The sequence below is a fragment of the Stieleria marina genome (assembly GCA_007741555.1).
GTDB lineage: Bacteria > Planctomycetota > Planctomycetia > Pirellulales > Pirellulaceae > K23-9.
Genome location: CP036526.1, coordinates 5,212,166 through 5,235,116 on the forward strand (window position 1 = coordinate 5,212,166; position 22,951 = coordinate 5,235,116).

Below are 22,951 nucleotides of genomic sequence, written 5' to 3' on the forward strand. Positions count from 1 at the left end.
GAGCGGCGCCGGGCCATGCAGCACGTCCGAACGGACCGACAATCACCCAAGAGCCCGCACTGCCATCACCCGAGACAGTGCGAGCTAGAGAAAGCAATCGCGCTGCGGAATCAGATATTCAGATAGCGCTCACCATTCATCGGCACGTTTCGCAGCCTTTCGGATCGCGATGCGGTCGGTGGCGAGTAAGGGACGCGATTTCGTTGGACACGTGACTGCATCGGAAACGGCGATGGCAACGATGGTTGTTCCATCGGCTGCAGGTCGTTTGGAAAGGATTGATCGTTGGGCGGCAAACTCCCGCGTCCGCGTGGAATTTCGTAAGACCGCTCTGCTCCACCGCGGTTGCGGTTTCTGGTCATGCTGCCGCTGGAGTGGCCGTGCATATCGCGGCAGGCACCTCGATGTGCGTGCCCGTGGTCTTGCCGCTGCGCATCCCCATACAAACGTGGCGGTTGATCGTAAACGCCGAAGTTCGGATTCTGCATCATCCGGTGCTCGCGTGATTGCGGACTGTTGTACGCGGAGTAACCACTTTGCCTCCCGCGGTAGTTGCGCGTATCGCGAGGACTGGGCGAGGGATACGCCAGTGATTGGCGGTCAGTCTGTCGCCTGAATCCGCCGGAAACGTTAGGCGGCATACCATCGGGCTCACCAAAGCCTTCCCCCATGTGCCCACCATGATTTGCGTGGCAAGCCGGGCCGCACGCAGACTGCGCCAACACTTCGCTCGCAGTCATCAGCACGCCAGCAGCCAACAGTAGTCGAATTCGCATGTTCAATGTCCAAGGGGGAAAGAGCACTGCTTGGTCAAGCAGCCGCAAGCAATGAACTAGACGCCATGTGAAGAGCAAAAGCAGCGATCGACAAAACGTGTTCGCAACCACCGCCAACAGATTTCGTTGGTATCCGTTCAAGCGAGCGCATTGTTCGTGGACTGCAAAGGACAGTCAACGTGCAGACTGAATCTCGTCCTGCATCATCTTTCAACAAACATAGTTCCTTAATGTCGTGAAACTCAGCGCGTACGTGCAATCCAAAGTCGCGATTTCGACAAAGCCAACGTAAACAACGCAGCTTGTTTGCGGATTGCGTTGTCGATCCAGTGCATCGATGCTTCGACTATTTCACGCGAATTCGCAGCCAAATTCGCGAGAGTATAACGTTCGATTCGCCCTCGTCACACTGAGACAGTCGGTGGGCAATCGAAGCTGGGTTGCCTATCGAACGGTTACACCGAGGGTCTGGTTGACGGAGTGCGCACCGATGCCCTGTCTTCAATCAGCCGGTGCGGCCTTTCACTTGCATTTCAGAAAGAAATGCCACTGTCTCTCTCGACGATAGCGGCGTTTGATTTGTCTACGTTGCCAGCTTTCTACTTAACTGACTGATTCCGAAACACAGGGACTTGCCTAGCGTGACGTTTCTTGCTGAAGATTACTTGTTTGTATTAAACCACTGCATGGGCGCTGTGTTCATTGCGAAATTGAAACAAGCGGTTCCGATTGACTAGCGGTCAGCATCAAGACGCTCATAAGCGCGAGAGCCGATGGTGACGGAACGACTTTGTTGGTCCGTTAGCTTGATGTAGGCGTTGACTGACGATCCGCACAAAGTCGTTTCGTCGGCGGACTGGATTGTCGCCAGGGATCCGCCGTTGATTGCCAGCAGCGAAGCCATCGCAATCCAACTTCAGGGAGTTAAATATTTCATCTTCGCAATTCAGTTCGTGGCAAAGGCCCAGACGGACCGCTCGAGGAGGTGAAACATCTTGCGGTGTCAGTCCACGAACCAATGCAATTGCGTCAGCAGGAAAGAGCCCCCGCGCCCGAGTTGGATTCGCCCTAGCTTCTTGTGCATGCGATCGTCATTTGTAACCAAATAGTTAACAGCATTTCGCTCTACTGCGGCGATCAACTCGTAGTCAACCGAGTTGTTTGTCCCTGGCTGAGGAGCACCTAGCCGGTTGTACAATGTTTGCGGAACAGCAGGCGGCAACGGGAGGGTTTCGTATTTGGCAAGAAGCTGTTGGCGCCATTCACGTCGCGTCTCATCGCGATCGCCTAGCAATTCCCGAACGGACGAAGGGTGAATGTACGCAGAGAATTTCGCTGCCGACAAAAGTCCAATCAACTGAGTCATGACAGGGGTAGTCGGCACCACATCGGCAATACTGGTGGGCTCTGCTGGAATGAGAATCTTAGTATCTAGCAAAAAACGCATGACAATTCAGATCTTCAGTTGGACACTAGACCGAAATTCTAGCGTTCGTAGAGGTTCCACCAAATCACCGAAACCTGCATGAAAATCGCCCGGCAAAGGCAGATGGGTCGGGCCTAAAAATGAAATGAGTCAGATGATCAAAGGGGATCAGGCTTCTTTGTCCGGATTGGAGGCCCGTCTCCTTTTCTTGTCCGATCGTAACAGGGATCGGCTTCAGCTGCTGTTTCGAGAACCGCTCGTTCATTGGCATTGCCTTTCGGTTTCGCAACGGTCAAACACTCATGCATTTCGTTAAGCGGCCCCAATTGATATAGCCCAAATCAGTGCCTGGTGTCTTTCTTCCTTACGTTGGTTCCGACGGCTCTTGAACGTCTGATTGCCCGTTGCCCCGCTGCTGGCTCTCGGGAGAAAAGCCAGCTTGTGAATGCGTGAACAATGGCATCTCTTTTTCACGGATCTTCTTAGCAGCCGGATCCGGGAAAACCCGTACAACCGGACCTCCAGCAATGGAGGGAGGCGAGCGAAACGGACAAAACGGAGTTCCGCTTTGCAATGGCGAATTAACCTTCAACGTCAAGTTCCATTCCAAAGGTAACCCAGTGAAAGCGTACTCGATGTCGCCTGAGCACGACGAAGGCGTTCCCGTCGTTTCAGCGGGCTCCGATTCGGCGACCAGCAAAGCTGCAGGTCAGGTTATCGGCAGCTGTTGGACGCAGCGCAGCAACAGCTGATCCGACAAGCTAATCGGAATCCCCTGTGTGCTATTTGGAATCGCGACGATCGCGGGTGGCTTTTGGATTCCCGATGCAAGGCCCGGTGAAGTAGCGTCCAGTCTTGTCGTATTCAGCATCCTTGGTGGAGGCTTGATCCTGTTTGGACTCACGATTCTGCTTTTGAAAAAGCTCTCGAAACAGTACGGCACAGAAGCTACGGATGCAGGACTGAAGTACATCACCAAAAAAACGGAGACTTCGTTTCTATGGGGCGAGATCGACAAAGTCTTGGTTGGCCGATTCTGTCCGAGCCGCGTGTCAGAGCCCCAGACGTTTCTCACGATCGAGCCATCCGGCGGCAAAGCATTCAAGCTGCGAAGCAGTTTTGATGGCGATGCCGAGATCGTAATCAATCAAATCCTGACGCACTGCGACTACATCGTTCGTAACCCAGAGTCCTACAATAAAAACACGAAGTAGTCCGCTAGCGGATTTCCTGACATGAACGAAGAACTCAACTAATCGGTTTGCCCAGACCTACCTCAATACAGCTCGATCAAAGCAGCTTGTCCTGTTCGGATGCCATCGCGTTCGACCTTGCTTTCCATCGGCACGTTTCTTCTTTCGTGGTTTGTAGTCGGTGCAGCTGCGGCAGCCTTGCTAAAGGGCGTGATGAAATTGCCTGAAGCGGAAGCCCGGGTAGCGGCATGGCCATCGCGTTGGTGATCGCCCCCAACTTCGTTTTGATCGTGCGACCGCTGACGAATTTTCCCAGCAGCCCTTATTCGTTTTCGATGGCGGCATTCACTACAAGGAAAAAGTCCGCTACATGATCAGTTCCGGCCACTTGATGACGCTTTATTCAGCCATGCGACAAGTGTCGGTCCCTTGGAGGCTGTCATCTGATTTCACGACCAAGGAAGTCAAACGCTAGGGGCAGGTGTCGGTCGAAGCGTCCGTTAAGATTTCTGATGGGCGAAAGATTGTTGTGTCGACGGAACACGGTGCTGAATCGGGTGCTGCAATCACAACTCTGATCAACAAGCTAGGTCGAACGAGCGAAGAGTAGATCCTGACTGAACGACGACGATTGATCGCAGACGGATATCAATTGCCGTTGCGAGTGCGTTAACATGGCAGTTTCGACACGTCGTCTGAAATTAGTTTCGAATGCTCTGTCGACAGGCGAGCTTCACCTGAGGCTTCGCTAGCATTCCCCGCTTCGCAAACTCGAAGTGAATTTCCGGATCAGGTTCCAATTGAGCAAAACCGGATAAAAACAGACGCTCAGTCGACCACCATTAGAGAGGGTCGACCAGCTTTCTATTGCCGGGCCAGTTTCTTGCGTGCTATAGGATCCATTGATGGTCCTGTAAACAACGGAGTGAGAGCATGGCTTCCCCCACTACCAGACGATTCGTATCCGCACTGTCGACGAACGTCGTTGCGGCACTGATCTGCACGACGTTTCTAGGATGCACGCAAGAAACAATCGACGACTCTCAGGGGTTTGGGAAGTTTGACGGAGACGTCGTCGCGGTTTGGTCGCAGGACGGACGCGACATGATTTTGCGAGAACCATTTTCCTACATTGATGGCAGCAATCGCGTGTGGACGGCCCCCGCGGGCGCGACCGTCAATGGAGCCTCCATCCCGTATGCGTTTTGGTCGTTTATCGGCGGTCCCTTCGAGGGACGTTATCGCAACGCGTCGGTCGTTCACGATGTTGGCTGCGAACAAATGACAGAATCTTGGCAAGATGTTCATCGCATGTTTTACGATGCCTGCCGCTGCGGTGGCGTCGACGAAACTCAAGCCAAGATGCTCTACTACGCCGTCTATCACTTTGGCCCGCGATGGGAATCGGCTTCCGATGGCACGGGCAATACTCAGCTAATTCGACGGGATCCGGTGCCGCCCACACCAGAAGAAATCAGCGAACTGGAAACGTACGTCTCCCAAGAGAACCCGTCTGCAGAAACAATTCGCAGCCATGACCGCCGCCAGTTGCATTCACATCCAAGCCGGCCCTCCGGCGAATCGCGGAGAAGCGTGTCCGGTGATTTTGCCGACAGGTGGCAGAACCAGCAAAGAAACGAGCGACGCGGACGGCGTTCCGGGCCACGTGAACTTTCGGTCGAAACCGAAGAGCAAGTCATCGCTATCGTACAGAGTCACGTCACTTCTCAAACGGGCGAAGAACGCCCCGCCACCTACGCCGTGACGCCGCAGCGAGGTGGCTTTCGCGTTGACGTGCAATTCGTCCACGAAACCGCCGAAGGTCAAGCCGCGCCAGACACTGGCGGAAAAAGTGTGGCGTTCGTATCAGTCAACGGTCAGTTGATCGAATTTGTCAGCCAGTAACGGTCTTCGCTCTCTGTCAGCGGCGCATTCGCCTGACTACTTCGCCACTAAGATCGCGACCGGCATGGTAAACAAATCGAATCGCTCGCTCTTGTTAATTTGGAAGCCGGCTTCGGTGACCAATCGTTCGGCGTCGATGGGCTGGCAGTCGACGATGTGAGGAAAATGGGTGTGCATCCATTTGTACGTCGTCTCCAGCACGCTCTCGCCTTCCCCGTTTGGGACCGACGCCATGCTAACGATTCCCAGCCGGCCGCTTGGCTTGAGCACACGGCGGATCTCGGACAGCACGGCCGGGATGCCGGCAATTGGGAACAATTCCAATGTGAAGCTCAGTGTGACAACGTCGAATGAGTCGTCCTTCATTGGCAGCGGCGGCGTTTCGCCGACCAACAGTTCAACCCGATCGCCGCCGCTGGAATCGTCGACTCGCTTTTGAGCGACAAGCTGCATTCCGGACGAAATGTCGATGCCGGTGACGTGCCCGGAATCACCGACTGATTTAGCCAACGCCACGATCGAATGCCCGGTTCCATAGCCAATTTCCAGCACCGATTCGCCCGCTTGGACCGACAACAACTCCAGCCCTCGCTCTCGAGCCTTGTGTTCGCCCCCATCGGCGATCGCGTCATAGACGTGGCTGATTCGATCGTAAAAACGACGGGTCAGGCTTTCGTCATGCTTCGTTTCCATCGACTTCTCACTCGGCTAAGGAAATCAAATCGGTGTCTAATCTCATTATATATCACATCGACGCAGCAATTCGAGGTGAGCAAAATGCCGCTGCAATTTCACAGCAACGCGGCCTGTTATCTGACCGGCCCGCGCAATTACTTTCACGCCAACACTTTTGCGCAGCACCTATTGTATAGCACCTGCGCTGAACACCTCGCCCGGCACACGAGTATGTGAGTCGAATTCCAATCCGCTGACGCAATGTCGAAGACACCTGACTCGGTTCGCAAACACCTGCGACGCCCGATGTGAATGACACGATGTGTGCGCGGAAACGCGTGCATCGTGTCACGGCCGCGACGCTTCAATACTGGTGCGTGCTAGATGCGTGCTACACCAGACTCTGCAACGCTTCGGCGTGCTGGCTGCCTGCGATTTTGTGCATAGCCTTTTGAAGAACTTGCCGAATGCGTTCGCGGCAGACACCGTATTCATTCCCTACTTCTTCGAGCGTCTTAGGCACTCCGCCGCCGATCCCAAACCGAAGCATCAGAACCTCTCGTTCGCGGGGCTTCAATTCGGCCATTACATTGGCGATGCGACCTTTCATCTCGGAGTACTCGACCGAGTGCATCCCAGAACTGTTTTTGGTTGTCATGCGATGGACAATATTGCTGCGTTCTTCATCGTCCCCTTCGGGAGCGTCCAAGCTGATGGTCAATCGCGATGAATGCTCCAAAATTCGCAGCTTTTTTTCGCTCAACCCGAGCGACTCGGCCAACTCCCGAGTCGTCGGCTCACGCCCCAGAACCTGTCGAAGCTGTCCTACCGAACGCATAAACGCCGTCGTCTCCGTCAATGCGTGGGGCGGCAGTTTCACGGTACGACTCTGCGTCGCCGTCGCGCGACCAATCGCTTGCCGTATCCACCATGTCGCGTACGTCGAAAATTTGAAGCCACGTTCATGTTCAAACTTTTCGGCCGCTCGCATCAATCCGGCGTTTCCTTCCTGAATCAAATCCAAAAACTGCACTCCTCGGCCGCGATACTTCTTAGCGACCGAAACGACCAAGCGAAGGTTGCCTTCGGTCAATCGTTTCTTGGCGGCAACGTAACCCTCATACTCGCGACAAACCTGACTGACGCGGCGACGGTACTTTTCCGGCGTGTGAAAAGTGTCTGATACGAAAGCGTCATTTGCAGCATCGTCTGATCCACCCGCAAGATTCCTGGCTCGCAGATCAACGGTAAAAACGGAGGCTAACTGCTGCTCAATCAAATCAAACTTCACGTTGAGTTCGCTGACAAGACGAACCATACGCTCGCGGCGACGCAGCATTGACAATGCGACTTGCTTAGTCTTCCTTGGCCGCGTCGATGGACCTGTCGCAATCGCCATGGCTTGCTGTTGCGCAATTTGCAAGCCAGCAAGGGTTTGCAAATTGGTATGCAGGGCAGCCAGAGCCCGTTGCTTGGCTTGACTGTTTCCGTGCTCGAAATCCAATACTCTATCTGGACGCAGGCGATCGTCAGCAACGTTCTGCAGCGTCGCCACGACCGAACGAAAGACAAAATCGATGCGTAGCATGTTGGTAGCAACCGCCGTGCGGCTACGGTCGATCGCGCGGGCATATTCCAGTTCTTGCTGGCGAGTCAGCAAAGGAGTACGGCCCATCTGTTGCAGATAGAGGCTGACGAAATCGTTTTGGTCTTCGTGATGATTGGACCAGTTTTCGGAAAAGTTTTCGGCGACCACAGCATGCTGCCTCTTTGACGGAGTTCGACCAGTGCCCTGTCCAGAAGATGCAACAGATGTGCCAAAGCGGCGAAATCACACGCAGCGTCAGTCGATTCGCCGTCTCCGGGCAGGTAATCAACGCAGCATCCGTTAGACCCTTAGACACTGTGGAAACGCGGTTAGATGTGCAAGATCGGCCAACAGGCTTGTCGAGTCACCAACGGCTTGGCGAACGTCTGTACCGAAAGGCCCGTATCTAAGTCCCTATGCTTCTAAGTCCCGATGTTCGATTTTTCCTGTAAATGGTCGTAGATGCTCGCAACGACAAACAGCGACAGCGTCAGCAGCGTGAACGGAACTTTCTTCGGCAGGTCCATTGGACGCCTCATTCGGCAAACGATGGCAGGTGTGATCTGGGGCATTTTGCCCCGCCGGGACATTCTGGGCCGGCGGCGCGGACCTGCCAGCCACGCAAGATAGCCCACGTCCAACCATCGCGATTCGATTTTTGCGCGAGGGTTGAACGCGGTTTCGCAGGGGGAATGAAGACGGCTTTGCGATCTTCGTCGCTGTGATTCCCGTAAAAACTTTCTCGGGCACTGAGATCGTGACTCGCCTGCGAACGGGCGAGTGAAGCGGTAGGCAGACCACGGCAAACTGCAAACGACAGGTCTCTGGCACGGCACGTGCTTTACCCTCGTGCAGCAATGCGGTGAGTTGCCGCTGCAACTACTCGTGCCTATTTTGAAGGTAACACAAATGAAGATTTCAAAAACAAGTCAGCGGGCTGCTTTTTTCGCAGCGCCGTTGACTTTGGTGGCAGCCGGATTGTTAATGGCGGCTACTCCGGCAATTAATGCCGTCCCCGCAAAACCAGTTACGCCGCCTATTTCGGCAGAACAACTGAACGTTGCCAATTCGCTATCGCAGGCCTTTCGCAATGTAGCGGATCGCGTACTGCCGTCCGTTGTCGCCATCGAAAACCGTCCTGATACTTCGTGGCATTCCGCCAAACCATCTCCTGACGACGGTGCGATGAATGTCCCCAATCCATTCAAAGGTACACCCCTGGAAGACATGTTTCGTGGCGGTCAGATCCCGATGCACCCCGGCATGACTCCGCGACAATCTCCACGATCGCAGGGCGGGATCGGCTCGGGCGTGATCATCGACGCGGAAGCCGGGATCGTGCTGACCAATAACCATGTCGTCGAAGGCGGCGGGAAAGTGATTGTGAAAACTCAAGATGGCCGCGAGTTTGAAGCTATCGAAGTCTTCACGGACCCAAAGACTGACATCGCAGTTGTCAAAATCAACGGCGATTCGTCGTTAACCGCTGCCAAAATCGGTAACAGCGATGCAACGTCCGTGGGTGACTGGGTCGTTGCACTCGGCCAACCGTTTGGACTCGAAAGCACCGTGACTGCGGGCATCGTCAGTGCAAAGAACCGTGGCATTGGCATCACCGATCGCGAGAACTTTATCCAAACCGATGCCGCGATCAACCCTGGCAACAGCGGCGGACCATTGGTGAATTTGTACGGTGAAGTCATCGGCATCAATACTGCGATCTCTTCTCGTGGCGGCGGCAACAACGGCGTTGGATTCGCCGTGCCGTCCAACTTGGCTCAGTGGGTTAGCAATCAATTGGTCGCCAACGGAACCGTGCAGCGTGCATACTTAGGTGTCGCGATTCAACCGGTCGGCTACGACTTAGCCAATCAGTTGGGCGTTGCTCCCAAGGGTGGCGTCGCGGTGACGAACGTGTTCCCCGATACACCTGCTGCAAAGACAGGATTCAAATCGGGCGACGTGATCGTCAAGTTCGGTGAAACGAAAGTCTCCACGCCGCAACAATTGCAACTTGCCGTGGAGCGTTCGCCGATGGGCAAACCGGTTTCGGTCGAAGTAGTCCGCGATGGCAAAACGATCACACTAAGCTACGCGCCCGAAGCAGCACCGAGTGACTTCGCAGGCAACGGAAAGTCGAAGGCTCCGTCCGGCATGAAAATGTCATCGCTGGGAATCGAAGTGTCGACACTGACTGCAGATGTTGCCAAGCAACTTGGTGTCCAAGAAGAATCGGGCGTCGTGATCACTCAGGTCCAGGACGGAAGCCGCGCCCAAAGAGCCGGCTTGAAACCTGGGATGGTCGTTTCGCAGGTCAACCGACAGGATGTGAAATCGGCGGCAGACTTTGACAAGGTTGTTAAAGCGGACGAAGACGGAACGATTCTCATGTTGGTTCGCAGCGAGCAAGGATCGCGATTCGTCGTCATCGAAGGATGATGGGAACCCTCCCCAGCTAGGACGCAAGAACCGACTGCGGCCAGCATCCGATTGGATGCTGGCTGCTCTCTTTCTTTGTAAAATCAGACCACTGATTCCATCACGCATTTTTGCGTTCCGGATCCGCCAGAGTTCGCCCGCATGGAGTTAGTTCACCAGGTCTGGCGACCTCGGCCACGGCAGAAACCCCCGTCAATCAACTATGAAACTCGCCGCCAAACTGATTCTCATCTTTATGCTGGGCGTGCTCGGCATTGTCGCCCTGTTTTCATGGCAAACCATCCGCCGACAGCAGGATCACGACCAAGCACGACGAGCCGAACACGCCGATGACGTGGTCGGAGCGATCACGCCGGCCATCAATAATGCGTTTCGCGACGGCGGAGTCGTGACCATTGAAGAGGCGGTCGAGTTTTCGGCGCAGTACGTCCCCGGCCGTCGTTTACGCTGGGTCAATGGCATCCAGACACGGGAAGCACCGAGGCTTACGACCCGAAAAGTGTCACGCATATCGGTTTCGGACGAAGACGGTGGACACGTCGCTCACACGTTTGTGCCCGTCGTGATCGACGGATCCGATGCAGGCGGCGTCGAAGTGACCGAGTCGCTGGTGAGTCACGACAGCTTTATCCGTGGTTCGCTAGTCGCATCACTCTGTTCCCTGTTAGGTGTCGCGATGCTTTCGGGACTCGTGATTTATTTCGGAGGTGTCCAACTTGTCGGAAAGCCACTCGAAAAGCTGATCGATCAAGTGCACGAAATCGGCGACGGCAAACTTTCGCAGCCGCCCGTTTTGACCAGCAATGATGAACTCGGATCACTCGCGATGGCAATCAGTCAAATGAGTGGGCGAATTGAACAACAACAAAACACAATTCGTCACACTGACCGATTGGGCACCGTCGGCACACTGGCGGCGGGCATGGCGCACGAAATGGGAACACCGCTGAATGTGGTGGCCGGCCGAGCCAACTTGATTGCCAGCGGAAAGCTATCGCCCGAAGAAGTCGGTCAGAGCGCAAAGACAATCAAATCCGAAGCCGAGCGAATGACGATGATCATTCGGCAATTGCTGGACTTTGCCCGACAGTCGACGTCCGAACACACTACCATCGACATCAAGGATGTCGCCAGAAATACTTGTGAACTGATGGAAACCCTGGCCGAAAAATCGTCGTGCAAAATCTCTTTGCAGATGGACGACGCTCCCTGCCAAATCAAGGGCGACGCGACGCAAATCCAACAAGTGCTTACAAACTTGATTACCAACGCCATCCAAGCGATGCCCGACGGTGGAAACATCATGGTCGCGGTAGAACGCGACCAAAGTCAAGTTTGTGTTCAGGTGACTGACGAGGGAGTCGGGATTGAGCCAACCGAGGCCAAGCGAGTCTTCGAGCCGTTCTACACAACCAAGGACGTCGGCCAGGGAACTGGGTTGGGTTTGTCGATCGCCTACGGAATTGTCAAGGAACACGGTGGCGAGATCAAAATCCACAGCCGTCCCGGGCAATCAACAACTTTTAGCGTTCAGTTGCCATCATTGGCTGCGGGTTAGCTCGAAGCATCACGTGACCAGCGCAGCCAGAGTTCTGTGCTGAAACTGAAATGCCCCAAGGCAGGCGATTCCGGCTACCAAGATCATCAATCATGAACAAACCATTGTCCAACGCCAACGTCTTGATCGTCGACGACGAACCAAACATGTGCGAGTTGATCGAAACGGACTTGCGGCTACGCGGTTTGAACAGTCGCTGGTGCACGTCCGCGGCGGATGCCTTGGAATCGATACATCACGAAGACTTCGATGTCGTGCTGACCGATGTCAAAATGCCTGGGACAAGCGGACTGCAGCTTTGCCAACAGCTCACTGAATCGCGGCCCGACGTGCCCGTGATCGTGATGACTGCGTTCGGCACGCTTGATACAGCAGTCACGGCGATACGAAGCGGCGCGTACGACTTCATCACCAAACCAATCGAAATGGATTTGCTGGCGATCACGTTGGATCGCGCCATCGAACATCGCCAACTGACCGAACAGGTTCGTTTGCTAAAAGGTTCGACCGACGAATCTCATTCGTTTGGCGAAATGATCGGCAAGAGTCCCGCGATGGTGAAACTATACGATCAACTCCATCGCGTCGCTCAGTCCGATGCTGCCGTGTTGATTACGGGAGAAAGTGGCACCGGCAAGGAACTTGTCTCGCGATCCATCCACACGCACAGTCGTCGTGCAAACAAACCGTTTGTCGCCGTCAACTGTGCTGCCCTGACCGAAACGTTGCTCGAGAGCGAATTGTTCGGGCACGTCAAAGGAGCTTTCACCGACGCGAGGGGCGAGCGACGCGGATTGTTCCTGGAAGCTGACGGGGGCACGTTGTTGCTGGATGAGATGGGCGAGATGCCGATGTCGATGCAAGTCAAACTGCTGCGAGCACTTGAAGAACGCACCATCCGCCCGGTCGGCAGTGACAAAGAAACCAAGTTCGACGTCCGCGTGCTAACGGCCACCAACCGCGACTTAGAAACCGCCGTCGCAGAAGGCCGGTTTCGCGAAGACCTTTATTACCGCATCAATGTCATTGGCCTGGAGCTTCCGCCACTTCGCTCTCGGGGGACGGACACGCTACGAATCGCCGAGCACTTTTTGAAACAATTTGCCACCGCAGAAAACAAATCGGTCGATGGCATGGCGGATGGAGTCGCCGAAAAACTGCTCAGCTATTCCTGGCCCGGCAACATTCGCGAATTACGCAACGTGATGGAACGTGCCGTCGCGCTGACCCGATACGACAAGATCACCATCGAAGACCTGCCTGAAAAGATCAGCAACTTCCAAAGCGGCACCATCTTCATCGGTGGCCTGGACCCGGCCGAACTGGTGTCGATGGAAGAAATTGAACGCCGATACATCGCGCATGTGCTCGCTGCGACCCAAAACAACCAAACCCAAGCTGCAAGAATCCTGGGGCTGGATCGCAAGACAATTTATCGCAAGCTAAAGCAGGAAGAAGCGTAGCGCGTGGCGTCATCGCGTAAGGCTTTCTAGTGACGCCCGAGTGACCGAACTGAACTGTTAGCGACCAGCCACGATCACATCCATACGATCGAAGCACTGTGTCCATCGTTCAAGCGACATTCGACGGCCTATGGCGCGGCATTTGCAAAGAGTGGCACAAGCCGTCTTTTCGTTGGCAATGTCCTCGGTCCGTAAGTTGGCAGAGTCACGACAGGATTCTGCGATGATTTGCGGATGTTTAGCCGGCGCGTCCAAATCCCGTGGTGATACAGCACCATGGTTAGACCGCGGTACACACTGGTGTGCCGCGGTTGTTTTCGTTTTCAAAGCAACACCAGAGAATTGCAAAATCGGAGTCTCCCTATGACGGTTACCCCGGATGGTCGCTATTTCGTCCATCGCGGACGGCTTTGGAGGTGCAGCAATCCGAGTTTGGAACCGGACGTACGTCAGAGCCTAGTCGATGAATTGATGGCAGCGCGTCGCGCAGTCAAAGCAGCTTTGCAGGCCGGTGACGAATCCGATTGACGATCGGGTCGCGACGCAGTGCACCGTGCCAAGGTCGCTCTAGGAGAGCGAGGACCAACGTGGTGGGGAGATGACGTCGACTACAACCGAAAACTCATCAAAAACACGCCCTATGCGGAGTGGTTTGCCGCGTTGCCCATCTAGCAACCTCGCGAGGCGTTGTTGCCGAAGCGGGCGGCGTCGAAATTCCCGATTAGATCCGTTGCTGCGGTGAGCCTTTAACAGTTTGCCATCACCTGAACATGAACTGATTCGGCCCACCGTTCGATGTGCTGGTGAAGCGTACGCGTCAGAGTGTCATTTCCAACGACCCAGCCTTCGGTAGCTCGGCCAAATACCGCTAGTCCATGGACGGGTGGCTCGGCGACGGATTGCGTTGACTCAGGCGTCACAAACGTTTCTGCTCCTAGCGGTTGCCCGATTGCCATTCCATCGCCGCTGATTTTGACGGCTCCCGTCGCGGCATCCACTGCAACGACTCCCTGCTGAATCAGCGCCGCGATTGGCCCACCTGTCTTAGCTTGGTGTGGCCCAGCGATGACAGCGTTGATCACGCGATCGTAGGAATCGGGCTCGCGACAGCAGCCAAGATTCAACTTCTGTTGATCGATCAGTGTCAGCATCCGGCCAACATTAATGGCCGGCGGACCGAAAGAAATGCGTTCCATTTCTCGACCAATTTTTGCGAATCGATTCCACTGTCCTTCAGCCAGGCCGCCGTGACTAATTAGCTGCGTTAGATCGGGATAAAGTTTTCGCCACGCCTCTCCGAGTGCAAACGGAATATCCAATGGCTGCTTGCCCCCTGCGACTTGGTAGGACTGCAACATCGCCTGGCACGCGGTTGAACCATCCATCCCGTAGCGAGACCAACCGCGATACCAGACGTCAACTTCGCACCGATTGATCGGCGGCATTGACGAGCTCCGGGAATGGTTAAGAAAACTAGCGGCGGCATCAATCACCACGTTCCAAATGTCGCGGTAAAAGTGCAACTCACCATGCTGAGTCATTTTTGCAACCAACTGCGAACGATATTTGTCCCAAAAGGCTTCAAAGATCGGTTCAACAGCTGCAGTCGGCTTCGCCAATCCGGGGCGTCCACTGCGGGACTGAATATCGATCCGCAGCGGTTCCTCGCCGCTGGAGACGTAACGGGGAAGATCATCTGTTTCTGTGAACGCGCCGCCTCTACCAACCGTCAATGACATCACCGCGTCGATCGCCGTCAGGCCGGAACCACGCAGCAAAACAGTAGCCTGCGGCGGAATTGCTTCGTGGGTGAGCTGCGATTGCGTGGGCAAAACAAATTGGGAGGAATCAGTTCGCTGTAACTGCTCCGATGCACGCAAACCTTCGTGTCCAGTGGTTAAGACGACCTGATCAAAGACTTCGCAATGACCATCCTCGGTCATCACCGTCCACCGACTGGCTGACGGAACGAGGCTGCGTACCTGCTGCTGGACAACCGTGACTTGATTTTCGGCGAATCGCCCCAAGACGGTTTGAAAACAGCTTGAAAGGTATTCGCCGACTATGCTCCGCGGAATGTACTGGTCGGATTTTGCTAACTCAGAGTAGTGCTTCGCTAGCCAGCCGATCAGGGAAGTCGACCGCTGTTTCTTTTGATCGGGGTCGGTCTTCCAAAAGTCGATGTGCTGTGTCGCGAAATTCATTCGCAATTCGTGCGGCTGACGAGGATCGTAAACGCTGCCTGCTCCCGGAAATTCAGCGGGCTCGTAAACTTGGATCTCAACATTCATCAAAACTTCTGCCGGCATCTTTCGGCTAAGCGCCTCCAGGCACTGCATTCCTCGTGGACCGCAGCCGATGATGGCGATCCGAGTCTTTTCTCGGACGGCTGAAGATGCAGTTCGTTTCGTCGGCTGGTTAGTGACAACGTTGCTCATGCGACTGGCTCAACGGGACTCTGGTGGACGGAAGGGCTAACGAGTTGCTTCAATCGCTCCGATGAGCAATTCAATGTTTCCGCTACCCATTGATCATTGAAAACAGTTTGCAGGTAGCGTGTTCCCGAGTCGTGGAGCACTGCCGCGCAAGTCTTGCCCGCCAACTGTTCTTTCATACGGTCGACCGTCAAAAGCACGCCGCCAGCAGATCCGCCGACCAAAACGGCCTCGCGTTGGGCCAAGCGACGGCAACCGACCACACAGTCCAAATCAGAAACACGTGCGACACGATCAAACGCCTGCCCTTTTGCCAGAGCGGGTTCTTTACCGGCGCCCAAGCCTGGGATCATTCGAGGTCCTGATGATCCACCGAACAGGACACTGCCGACCGAGTCGACCGCAACGACTTCGACGTGTCGCCCACGCTGACGCAGATAGTCGCGGCACCCTTGCGCGGTGCCGGTACTACTGGTCGCGACAAACAAAACGTCAAGCTCATCGCCCAACGCGTCGTCGATCTCGCGAACCGTTCCCTCACAGTGGGAACGAGGATTGTCGGGATTGGCGTACTGATTCGGCCAATAGCTATCCGGCGTCTCCTCAAGTAACTGGCACACCTTCGCGATACGTGCCGCCAAAAAATCACCATTCAGAGGCAGGGTCACCAATTCAATCCGTCCACCCAGAGCTTTGATAATCTCCAAGTTCTGCGACTGAGCTCGCGGGTCTACGACGCAGACAAAGCTCAAACCATGATAACGGCAGGCCTGCGCCAAACCGATCCCCATGTTGCCAGACGATGATTCGATGATTGTCGAACCAGCGTGAATATCGCCTCGACGCAGTGCCTGTTCGATCATCAACCGCGCTGGTCGGTCTTTGGCACTTCCCCCGGGATTGGCATACTCCAATTTTGCAAACAGACGAATGTCCGAGCGGCCCAGGAAACGGTCGAATCGTACCAAAGGCGTGTTGCCAATTGCATCCAAGACGCCTGTTCGTGTTGGCCAACGCAGCGTGTCGATGCCCGGTGGGTCGATGCCCGTTGGCAGGTCTAGTTCAATCATGGATGCGTCCGTGAGCGAAAGGGCTGAGTGGCTAACTCGCAATGCATGCGGCGTGCCAAAGCAAAGCAAGCGAGACCGCTTCTGACATTGGAGGGTCATCGTCCACCGTGACCTTTCAGCGACCAACGAAACGGAGTTCTTGCGGCTCCGGAGCGATTGGCACACCACTTGCCTTTAGCGTGTTCCCTCAAGTCGACACCGCGTCTGACCGTCCGTTCGCACCCCAGCGACGATGCGTAACACAGCCGTGCGGCGGGATGTCCGCACCGAACATAAAGAGCAAGGAAAATGCTGAAAACACTTACCGCTGACACTGCCCACTACGGCAAACTTTCCGCTCTGCTGTGGAAGCACGGACGTCACGATTTGGCCAAACAACTTGGCTGGACTAGCGATTCTGGCTCGCCGTCAGAGAAAAGCAGCACTGCCGAGGAATGCGCCCAAGACATTGAACGACTCGGTGCCGCCTACATTAAACTGGCGCAGATCGCGAGCACTCGGCAGGACATTCTTCCTCCAGAATACATTGAAGCGTTTGGTCGACTTCAGGACGACGTCGAATCGGTCGCGATCGAAGAAATCGAAGCGGCAATTACGGGCGGGCTTGGTGCAAAACCATCGACGCTGTTCGCCGAATTTGATCGACGTCCATTGGCTACAGCATCGATTGGGCAAGTTCACCGAGCGAAGTTGCATGATGGTCGCGAGGTGGTCGTCAAAGTACGTCGGCCTGACATCGTTGATGAAGCCAACGAGCAACTAGGAAGTCTGAAGCGTCTGGCTGCTAAGATCGACGAGTCGACGGACATCGGTAAGGAGTTTCGCTTTTGCACACTCGTCGGCGCGGTTGAGTACGCGCTGATCAACGAACTGGACTACCGGTTCGAGGCAAATCATCTGCAGCACTTGGCCGAGAACCTGAAAGAATTCGCACACATTCGCGTCCCGCAACCAATTCCACAGATGGTCTGCGAGAACGTGTTAGTGATGGAGTACTTGAGCGGGCCTGCGATCAAAGATGTCAGCGGCGTCGTTTTGAACGAACTGGATACGGCCGCGATCGCAGATACGATCGTTCGCGCTTATCTGAAGCAGATTTTGATTGACGGACTTTTCCACGCGGATCCTCATCCTGGCAATTTGGTTCTTCACGACAAGACGAAGATTGGTCTGTTGGACGGCGGAATGGTCGTTAATCTGCCACCGATGCTGCGACGCGAAATCGCCGCGTTATTACTGGCATTTAGCGAAGGAGAAGGCGAACGTGCCGCCACGATCGCTGCCAGGATTGCTAAAACGGACGCCGACTATGACTCCAAGTCGTTTCGCACCATGGCAGCACGCATTGTCGCTTCGCCGAACGACGGCGGATTCGAATCGATGTCGCTTGGACGCACGCTCGTTGAGTTTTTGAACGTCTCAGGACGACACGGAGTCGTTCTCCCCTTCGAGGTGATTCTGCTCAGCAAAGCGTTTCTTCAATTAGAAACCACACTTGAAACTCTGAATCCCGGACAAGACGCCAAAGCACTGATTCGCGGCTACACCTATGAATTGCTCGCCGACCGTGCTTCCAAACAATTGAGCGTTGGGCAAATGGCGGCAGCGGCGCTGGACTCTGCTGAACTGGCGTCCCATCTGCCGTCACGAATGAATGAGATCACTCGATTGGTTTCCGAAAACCAGCTTCGCGTCAAGGTCGACGCGATCGACGAGGTCGCTCTCTTGGCCGGCATGCGCAAGATTGCCAACCGCATCACGTCGGGGTTGATCGTCGCTGCCATGATCGTCGCTGCGTCGCTAATCATGCGGGTCGAAACAGGTTCGACCCTGCTTGGGTACCCGACGCTGGCCATCGTCTTTTTCCTAATGTCAGCCGCGATCGGTTTAGTACTGGTTTACAAAGCGATGTTCGGAGACGAGCACTGATGAATGCCATTCACAAAATTGTCCCCGAGCCAACCGACGTGCCCGACAGCGAATCGCGATCGCCGGCGATTTCCCCGGCGGAAACGGTAGTGGCGACTGACCACGACTTGCTGACCACCCGTGTCGGCATTGCGGCGTGGGGAATCTGGGTGTGTGCAATCCTGTTGACCGCCTACACGCTGTACATCGGCCGAAACCTATTCGTGCCGGTCTTTGTCGCTCTATTTGGTTATCTGACGGTACGTCCGATCATTCGAGCGAGCACTCGTATCGGAATTCCCACCGGGGTATCCGCGGCTGCTGTCATGCTGAGTCTGTTTTTCATCGTCGGCGGGTGCATTTACGCTTTGTCCGGTCCCGCTCAGGACGTGCTTGCGGAAGTCCCTCGATCGATGACGGACGTAAAAACGAAGTTGTCGTTCTTGTTTGACCACCTGGAAACGGTTAACGAAGCGACCGAAGACATTTCAAAAACCGCTCAGGAGGAGAGTGTTTCAACGGAAGATAAACCTGTCCCGGTGCAAATCAAGCAGCCAGCGTGGACCACATCATCGCCGATCATCTCGGGAACAGGAAACCTGGTTTCTTTTATTTCGATCGCCGCCGTGCTGCTGTACTTTCTAATGGCGGCAGGCGACGCGTTGATTTGCAACATGATGTCGGCGCTGCCGACGTTCGGATCGAAACGCCGGTTCATTGAGACGCTCGAAAATGTGCAAGATGCGTTGAGCAGTTATTTGGCGTGGGTCACAGCGATCAACGCAGGACTTGGCTGCTGCATTGCGTTTGCCATGTGGATGCTTGGCATGCCGTCGCCATTGCTATGGGGTGTCGCTGCCATGCTGCTTAACTTCATCCCAATCGTCGGGGCCCTGATCGGTATCGCGATGGTTTTCTTCGTTGCGATTGTAAATTTTGACCACGCATCGTACGCGTTCATCGTTGCCGGAACGTACCTCACCCTGACAACACTCGAAGGACAGTTCATCACGCCGATGCTGCTGGGAAAGTCCATGGAACTTTCGTCTGTGCTTGTCTTTCTGTCCGTCGTTGTCTGGGGCTGGATGTGGGGAATGATGGGCGTGTTCTTAGCGGTACCGATTTTGATCACCGTCACGATGATCAGCCAGAAGACGGACGCGATGTCACCGCTATCCGCGATGCTGGGAAGACCTGCTCCCGAGGCCCCCAAACCAGAGTTAAGTGAAGAATTTCCATCTACTGTGTAGTCCGGTTTACAAAAGAAGAGTTATGAGCCAAGAAAAAAAATGTCCGTTCCAGACACAACAGTTTGGGCGACCAGTCGATAACAATCAGCACTCGCAGACAGCAGGCCCGCGCGGCCCGATGCTGATGCAGGACGTGCATTTGGTGGAAAAGATGGCTCACTTCAATCGTGAGCGTATTCCCGAGCGCGTCGTCCACGCGAAGGGGTACGGCGCGTTTGGCACCTTTACCGTGACAAATGACATCACGGAGTACTGCATGGCCGATCTGTTCAGCGAAGTCGGCAAAAGGACGGAAACGTTTGCGCGTTTTTCGACCGTGGGTGGGGAAAGCGGTTCCGCAGACACAGCTCGCGACCCGCGCGGTTTTTCGATGAAGTTTTACACGGACGAGGGTGTCTGGGATTTGGTGGGAAACAATACGCCGATCTTCTTTATCCGTGACCCTCTGAAGTTCAGTGACTTCATTCGCACGCAAAAACGTGAGCCACAATCGCACTTAAAGCCCCATTGGCGTCGGTGGGATTTCTGGGGTGAAGTCCCCGAGGCACTTCACCAAGTCATGTTCCTCTACGGCGACCGCGGCACGCCTAAGAGCGCTCGGTTCATGAACGGATACGGCAGCCACACATTTAGCGTCTACAACCGCGAAGGTATCCGGCACTGGGTTAAGTTTCACTTCAAGACAGAACAGGGCATCGAAAACTTCTCCGCCGATGAAGCGATCAAGTTGGCCGGCGAGGCTCCTGACTACTCCACCCGCGACCTGTTCGACGCGATTGACGCAGGTGATTTTCCCAAGTGGAAAATGCACATCCAAGTCATGCCCGAATCCGAAGCCGCCGGTTACAAGTGGCATCCGTTTGATCTGACCAAAGTTTGGCCGCATCAAGATTATCCGCTTATCGAGGTGGGGACATTCGAGCTGAACCGCAACCCATCGAATTACTTCCAAGATGTCGAACAAGCCGCCTTTGAACCCGGCAACTTGGTCGAAGGAATCGGGCTGTCGCCAGACCGCATGCTGCAGAATCGGGTGCTTTCGTATCCAGATGCTCACCGTTACCGACTGGGTGTCAATTACCATCAGATTCCTGTCAACCAACCGCAATGCCCGTGTGAAACCTATCACCGCGATGGCACGATGCGAGTCGACGGTAACGGCGGCGGCAGCGTGGACTACGAGCCAAATAAGATGGGCGGCCCAAAGGAAACGGGCGAGTCGATCGAACCGCCGATGCCGGTCCACGGAGACGGAGATCGCTATGACGAATTTGAATGCGATGATCAGGATTACTATGGCCAGCCAAAGATCTTCTGGAACAATGTGCTGGACGCGGATGCCCGAGAACGCCTGTGCATCGCGATTTCCAATTCGATGGCAGATAGTCCGCAAAGCATTCGCGACAAAATGTTGAAACAGTTCGCAAAAGTGCACCCCGAGTTCGCTGCTGGGGTAGAGAGCCGGCTTGATACTCCCGCCGATGAACCGCTGCCAGTTGCGTAGGCAACAACGGCAATTTGCCTTTGCAAGATAAGCAACGTTTCGCGCGTCCAGATACTCGCGTCCAGCCCCTCCCGTGCTGACGCCTGTGTGCGAACGAACGTTCGGTGCTCGACTGCCACAAAGCGTCACGCGGGTAATCCAGTGCTGACTAGTGCCGTGGCAGATGGGCAACGGATAGTCCAGGGCTGGATTAGATTCGCTGGATTGGTACGGCGATTGCTTCTTATCAACATTAACCCCCGCGGCATCGTTTATGTGGATACCGCGTGCGAGACACAACCCATCCAAAGGAATGATCATGTCGACGAAAACCGAAGATAACGCTGCCAGCACCTCATCTGCTGTCGAAAACCAGTACGCTGCTGACAACCAATCAGCTTGGGACCGCGTCTACACGGCGATCGTGGAACGCTGGCCTGAAATTGACCAGCTTGAACTACTGGAGTGCAAACAGACCGTCAATGACCTAGCCAACTTTGTCAACGAGAAGGTCAGTGCTGCTCAGGAAGAAGTTCGCTCAGTCGTCAGCGAATTTGCACCTCAAGGTGCTTCCGCGGTGTCAGCGATCACCGAAGGTGCCACCGACGTGATTGACCGAGTCCGCTACGAGATCGACGAAGCTCCGGTCAAAAGTTCGCTAGCCGGTGTGATGTTCGGCTTCGGATTGGGCGTTCTGGCAACAACGCTCTACTCCAGCGCCTGCCGGAAAGCCGAAATGCGAAATCGCAATTGGTTTTAAGCCATCGTTCGCAACCAACCGACAGGGATACAGCGACAGGACGTGCCTTTGCACAAGTGCTGCACGACACGGGAAACCGTGTCGTGAGTGGTTTGCGTGGAAACCAACGACTCCGCGACTCCGACAGCCCTCTAGCGAGTCTCAGGAGTGGATGATCTCGACGTTGGACTTGTCGAGTTGCTCATCGCGATCGCCTTGATAGCTGCTTCGCGTCCCGATCCGATATGCAAATAGCCGTGCAGTCCATGGCGACGACCTAGCAGGTATACAGCCTCCACTTTACCCGCGTTCCACGGCTGCTCGCGACCGATCAAGCGATACCAGATCCGCGCCAATCGGCTTGGCGACAAGCCCGGCAGTTCAGTCGTGTGGATGACAATCTTACGCTTCTTTTTGGCCCAAATCTTCAGCCCGTCAAGCGGCCCGCCGAAGTATTCAAGCGTCGTTGCAAACCCTGCCATTTTCAAACTCCTCTAGTGGCCTTCTACGAATGAGAGTCGATCCTGCGTGGTGACCAGTCCCTCTGCATCGTCAGCGGATTGGTCATCAGCCGCTTTCAATTTCGCTTGCTCCACTCGCTTGATACCGACGAACGGATAAGACACGCCATGATTGGTTCGGATAAGTGTTTCTGAATGCATTTGGTTGCTCCGTGCTGGCTGGATTAGAATTTTGGTGAAGACTCCGCCCCTAACCAGCATTTGCCATGCCAGAGTTCTACAAAGTAAGGTTGACTGACAAGTAACGTTCACTAGCAGCCCACTTCAGCGAGATTTGGCCTAAGGAATTCGCCGCGGCAAAAAATTCGCAGATTTGCAGCCGGCAAAACACGGACGCGCGTGCTCAGTTAGCGCCCGGCGATGATCAGTCGCCCAGCAGCGATGCTCGGTTAGCGAGCGAGCGGCGTTGGTTTACAATGCCGCAGTCCGCAGCTCTGATGCGGATTCACTCCGTTGAAGAATCGAACCCTCTGGAGCATCCGCGGAGCGATGAGAACCGAGTTTTCGCAGCTTAGTCAAGCA

At 55.0% G+C, this 22,951-nt stretch carries 19 protein-coding genes; 10 read left to right on the forward strand and 9 right to left on the reverse strand.

All coding sequences use genetic code 11. The features are described from left to right. Positions 1-110: 110 nt before the first annotated feature. The 3 genes from K239x_RS18400 to K239x_RS18405 form a co-directional block, all read right to left on the reverse strand. On the reverse strand, positions 111-776 hold the full coding sequence (locus K239x_RS18400; RefSeq protein WP_145419665.1) for a hypothetical protein: 666 nt from the start codon (positions 774-776) through the stop codon (positions 111-113). A 733-nt stretch (positions 777-1,509) separates the two neighbouring features. Beyond that, positions 1,510-1,680: a hypothetical protein gene (locus tag K239x_RS28805; RefSeq protein WP_419189137.1), complete on the reverse strand. Its 171-nt coding sequence runs from the start codon at positions 1,678-1,680 to the stop codon at positions 1,510-1,512. A gap of 99 nt (positions 1,681-1,779) precedes the next feature. Further along, positions 1,780-2,223, reverse strand: a complete 444-nt coding sequence (locus tag K239x_RS18405; protein ID WP_145419666.1) for a PIN domain-containing protein — start codon at positions 2,221-2,223, stop codon at positions 1,780-1,782. Positions 2,224-2,981: 758 nt separating this feature from the next. Between K239x_RS18405 and K239x_RS18410 the strand changes: the two genes are divergently transcribed. Then, entirely contained in the window at positions 2,982-3,416 is a 435-nt protein-coding gene (locus tag K239x_RS18410) for a hypothetical protein (RefSeq protein ID WP_145419667.1), read from the forward strand. A gap of 912 nt (positions 3,417-4,328) precedes the next feature. Continuing rightward, on the forward strand, positions 4,329-5,300 hold the full coding sequence (locus tag K239x_RS18415) for a DUF1353 domain-containing protein (protein ID WP_145419668.1): 972 nt from the start codon (positions 4,329-4,331) through the stop codon (positions 5,298-5,300). Positions 5,301-5,336: 36 nt separating this feature from the next. On the opposite strand, the gene K239x_RS18420 is transcribed toward K239x_RS18415, so the two are convergent. Both K239x_RS18420 and K239x_RS18425 read right to left on the reverse strand, forming a co-directional pair. Then, the gene (locus tag K239x_RS18420) at positions 5,337-5,993 is read right to left on the reverse strand and encodes a class I SAM-dependent methyltransferase (RefSeq protein WP_145419669.1); all 657 of its coding nucleotides are present in this window, start codon (positions 5,991-5,993) and stop codon (positions 5,337-5,339) included. A 373-nt stretch (positions 5,994-6,366) separates the two neighbouring features. Next, positions 6,367-7,731 carry an RNA polymerase sigma factor RpoD/SigA gene (locus tag K239x_RS18425; RefSeq protein ID WP_145419670.1) on the reverse strand — a complete coding sequence of 455 codons (1,365 nt, stop codon included), beginning with the start codon at positions 7,729-7,731 and terminating at the stop codon, positions 6,367-6,369. 741 nt (positions 7,732-8,472) lie between these two features. Between K239x_RS18425 and K239x_RS18430 the strand changes: the two genes are divergently transcribed. From K239x_RS18430 to K239x_RS29055, 4 genes are all read left to right on the forward strand, one after another. Further along, the gene (locus K239x_RS18430) at positions 8,473-10,002 is read left to right on the forward strand and encodes a Do family serine endopeptidase (RefSeq protein WP_145419671.1); all 1,530 of its coding nucleotides are present in this window, start codon (positions 8,473-8,475) and stop codon (positions 10,000-10,002) included. A 202-nt stretch (positions 10,003-10,204) separates the two neighbouring features. After that, positions 10,205-11,560 (forward strand): sensor histidine kinase, encoded by a 1,356-nt coding sequence (locus tag K239x_RS18435; RefSeq protein ID WP_145419672.1) that lies wholly within the window; start codon positions 10,205-10,207, stop codon positions 11,558-11,560. 92 nt (positions 11,561-11,652) lie between these two features. After that, positions 11,653-13,023 carry a sigma-54-dependent transcriptional regulator gene (locus K239x_RS18440; protein WP_145419673.1) on the forward strand — a complete coding sequence of 457 codons (1,371 nt, stop codon included), beginning with the start codon at positions 11,653-11,655 and terminating at the stop codon, positions 13,021-13,023. 363 nt (positions 13,024-13,386) lie between these two features. Beyond that, entirely contained in the window at positions 13,387-13,551 is a 165-nt protein-coding gene (locus tag K239x_RS29055; protein WP_473163542.1) for a hypothetical protein, read from the forward strand. Positions 13,552-13,769: 218 nt separating this feature from the next. On the opposite strand, the gene K239x_RS18450 is transcribed toward K239x_RS29055, so the two are convergent. Together K239x_RS18450 and sbnA are read right to left on the reverse strand one after the other, a co-directional pair. Beyond that, the gene (locus K239x_RS18450) at positions 13,770-15,461 is read right to left on the reverse strand and encodes an FAD/NAD(P)-binding protein (RefSeq protein ID WP_145419674.1); all 1,692 of its coding nucleotides are present in this window, start codon (positions 15,459-15,461) and stop codon (positions 13,770-13,772) included. Then, on the reverse strand, positions 15,458-16,528 hold the full coding sequence (gene sbnA, locus K239x_RS18455; protein ID WP_145419675.1) for a 2,3-diaminopropionate biosynthesis protein SbnA: 1,071 nt from the start codon (positions 16,526-16,528) through the stop codon (positions 15,458-15,460). The genes K239x_RS18450 and sbnA overlap by 4 nt, the downstream gene beginning before the upstream one ends. A 288-nt stretch (positions 16,529-16,816) precedes the next feature. Here sbnA and K239x_RS18460 point away from each other — a divergent pair, with 288 nt between their 5' ends. From K239x_RS18460 to K239x_RS18475, 4 genes are all read left to right on the forward strand, one after another. Continuing rightward, complete coding sequence (locus K239x_RS18460) at positions 16,817-18,457, forward strand: ABC1 kinase family protein (RefSeq protein ID WP_145419676.1); 1,641 nt, start codon at positions 16,817-16,819, stop codon at positions 18,455-18,457. Further along, positions 18,457-19,686 carry an AI-2E family transporter gene (locus tag K239x_RS18465; RefSeq protein ID WP_145419677.1) on the forward strand — a complete coding sequence of 410 codons (1,230 nt, stop codon included), beginning with the start codon at positions 18,457-18,459 and terminating at the stop codon, positions 19,684-19,686. Before K239x_RS18460 ends, K239x_RS18465 begins: the two co-directional genes overlap by 1 nt. Positions 19,687-19,708: 22 nt before the next feature. Further along, positions 19,709-21,190, forward strand: coding sequence for a catalase (locus K239x_RS18470; protein WP_145419678.1), 1,482 nt, complete (start codon positions 19,709-19,711; stop codon positions 21,188-21,190). Positions 21,191-21,488: 298 nt separating this feature from the next. Further along, complete coding sequence (locus K239x_RS18475) at positions 21,489-21,929, forward strand: hypothetical protein (protein WP_145419679.1); 441 nt, start codon at positions 21,489-21,491, stop codon at positions 21,927-21,929. A gap of 131 nt (positions 21,930-22,060) precedes the next feature. Here the strand turns inward: K239x_RS18475 and K239x_RS18480 are convergent, their stop codons facing one another. Both K239x_RS18480 and K239x_RS28810 read right to left on the reverse strand, forming a co-directional pair. After that, positions 22,061-22,390 carry a hypothetical protein gene (locus K239x_RS18480; RefSeq protein WP_145419680.1) on the reverse strand — a complete coding sequence of 110 codons (330 nt, stop codon included), beginning with the start codon at positions 22,388-22,390 and terminating at the stop codon, positions 22,061-22,063. Between the two features lie 12 nt (positions 22,391-22,402). Further along, a complete protein-coding gene (locus K239x_RS28810; RefSeq protein ID WP_419189138.1) occupies positions 22,403-22,570 on the reverse strand; it encodes a hypothetical protein in 168 nt (55 codons plus the stop codon). Between the last annotated feature and the right edge of the window lie 381 nt (positions 22,571-22,951).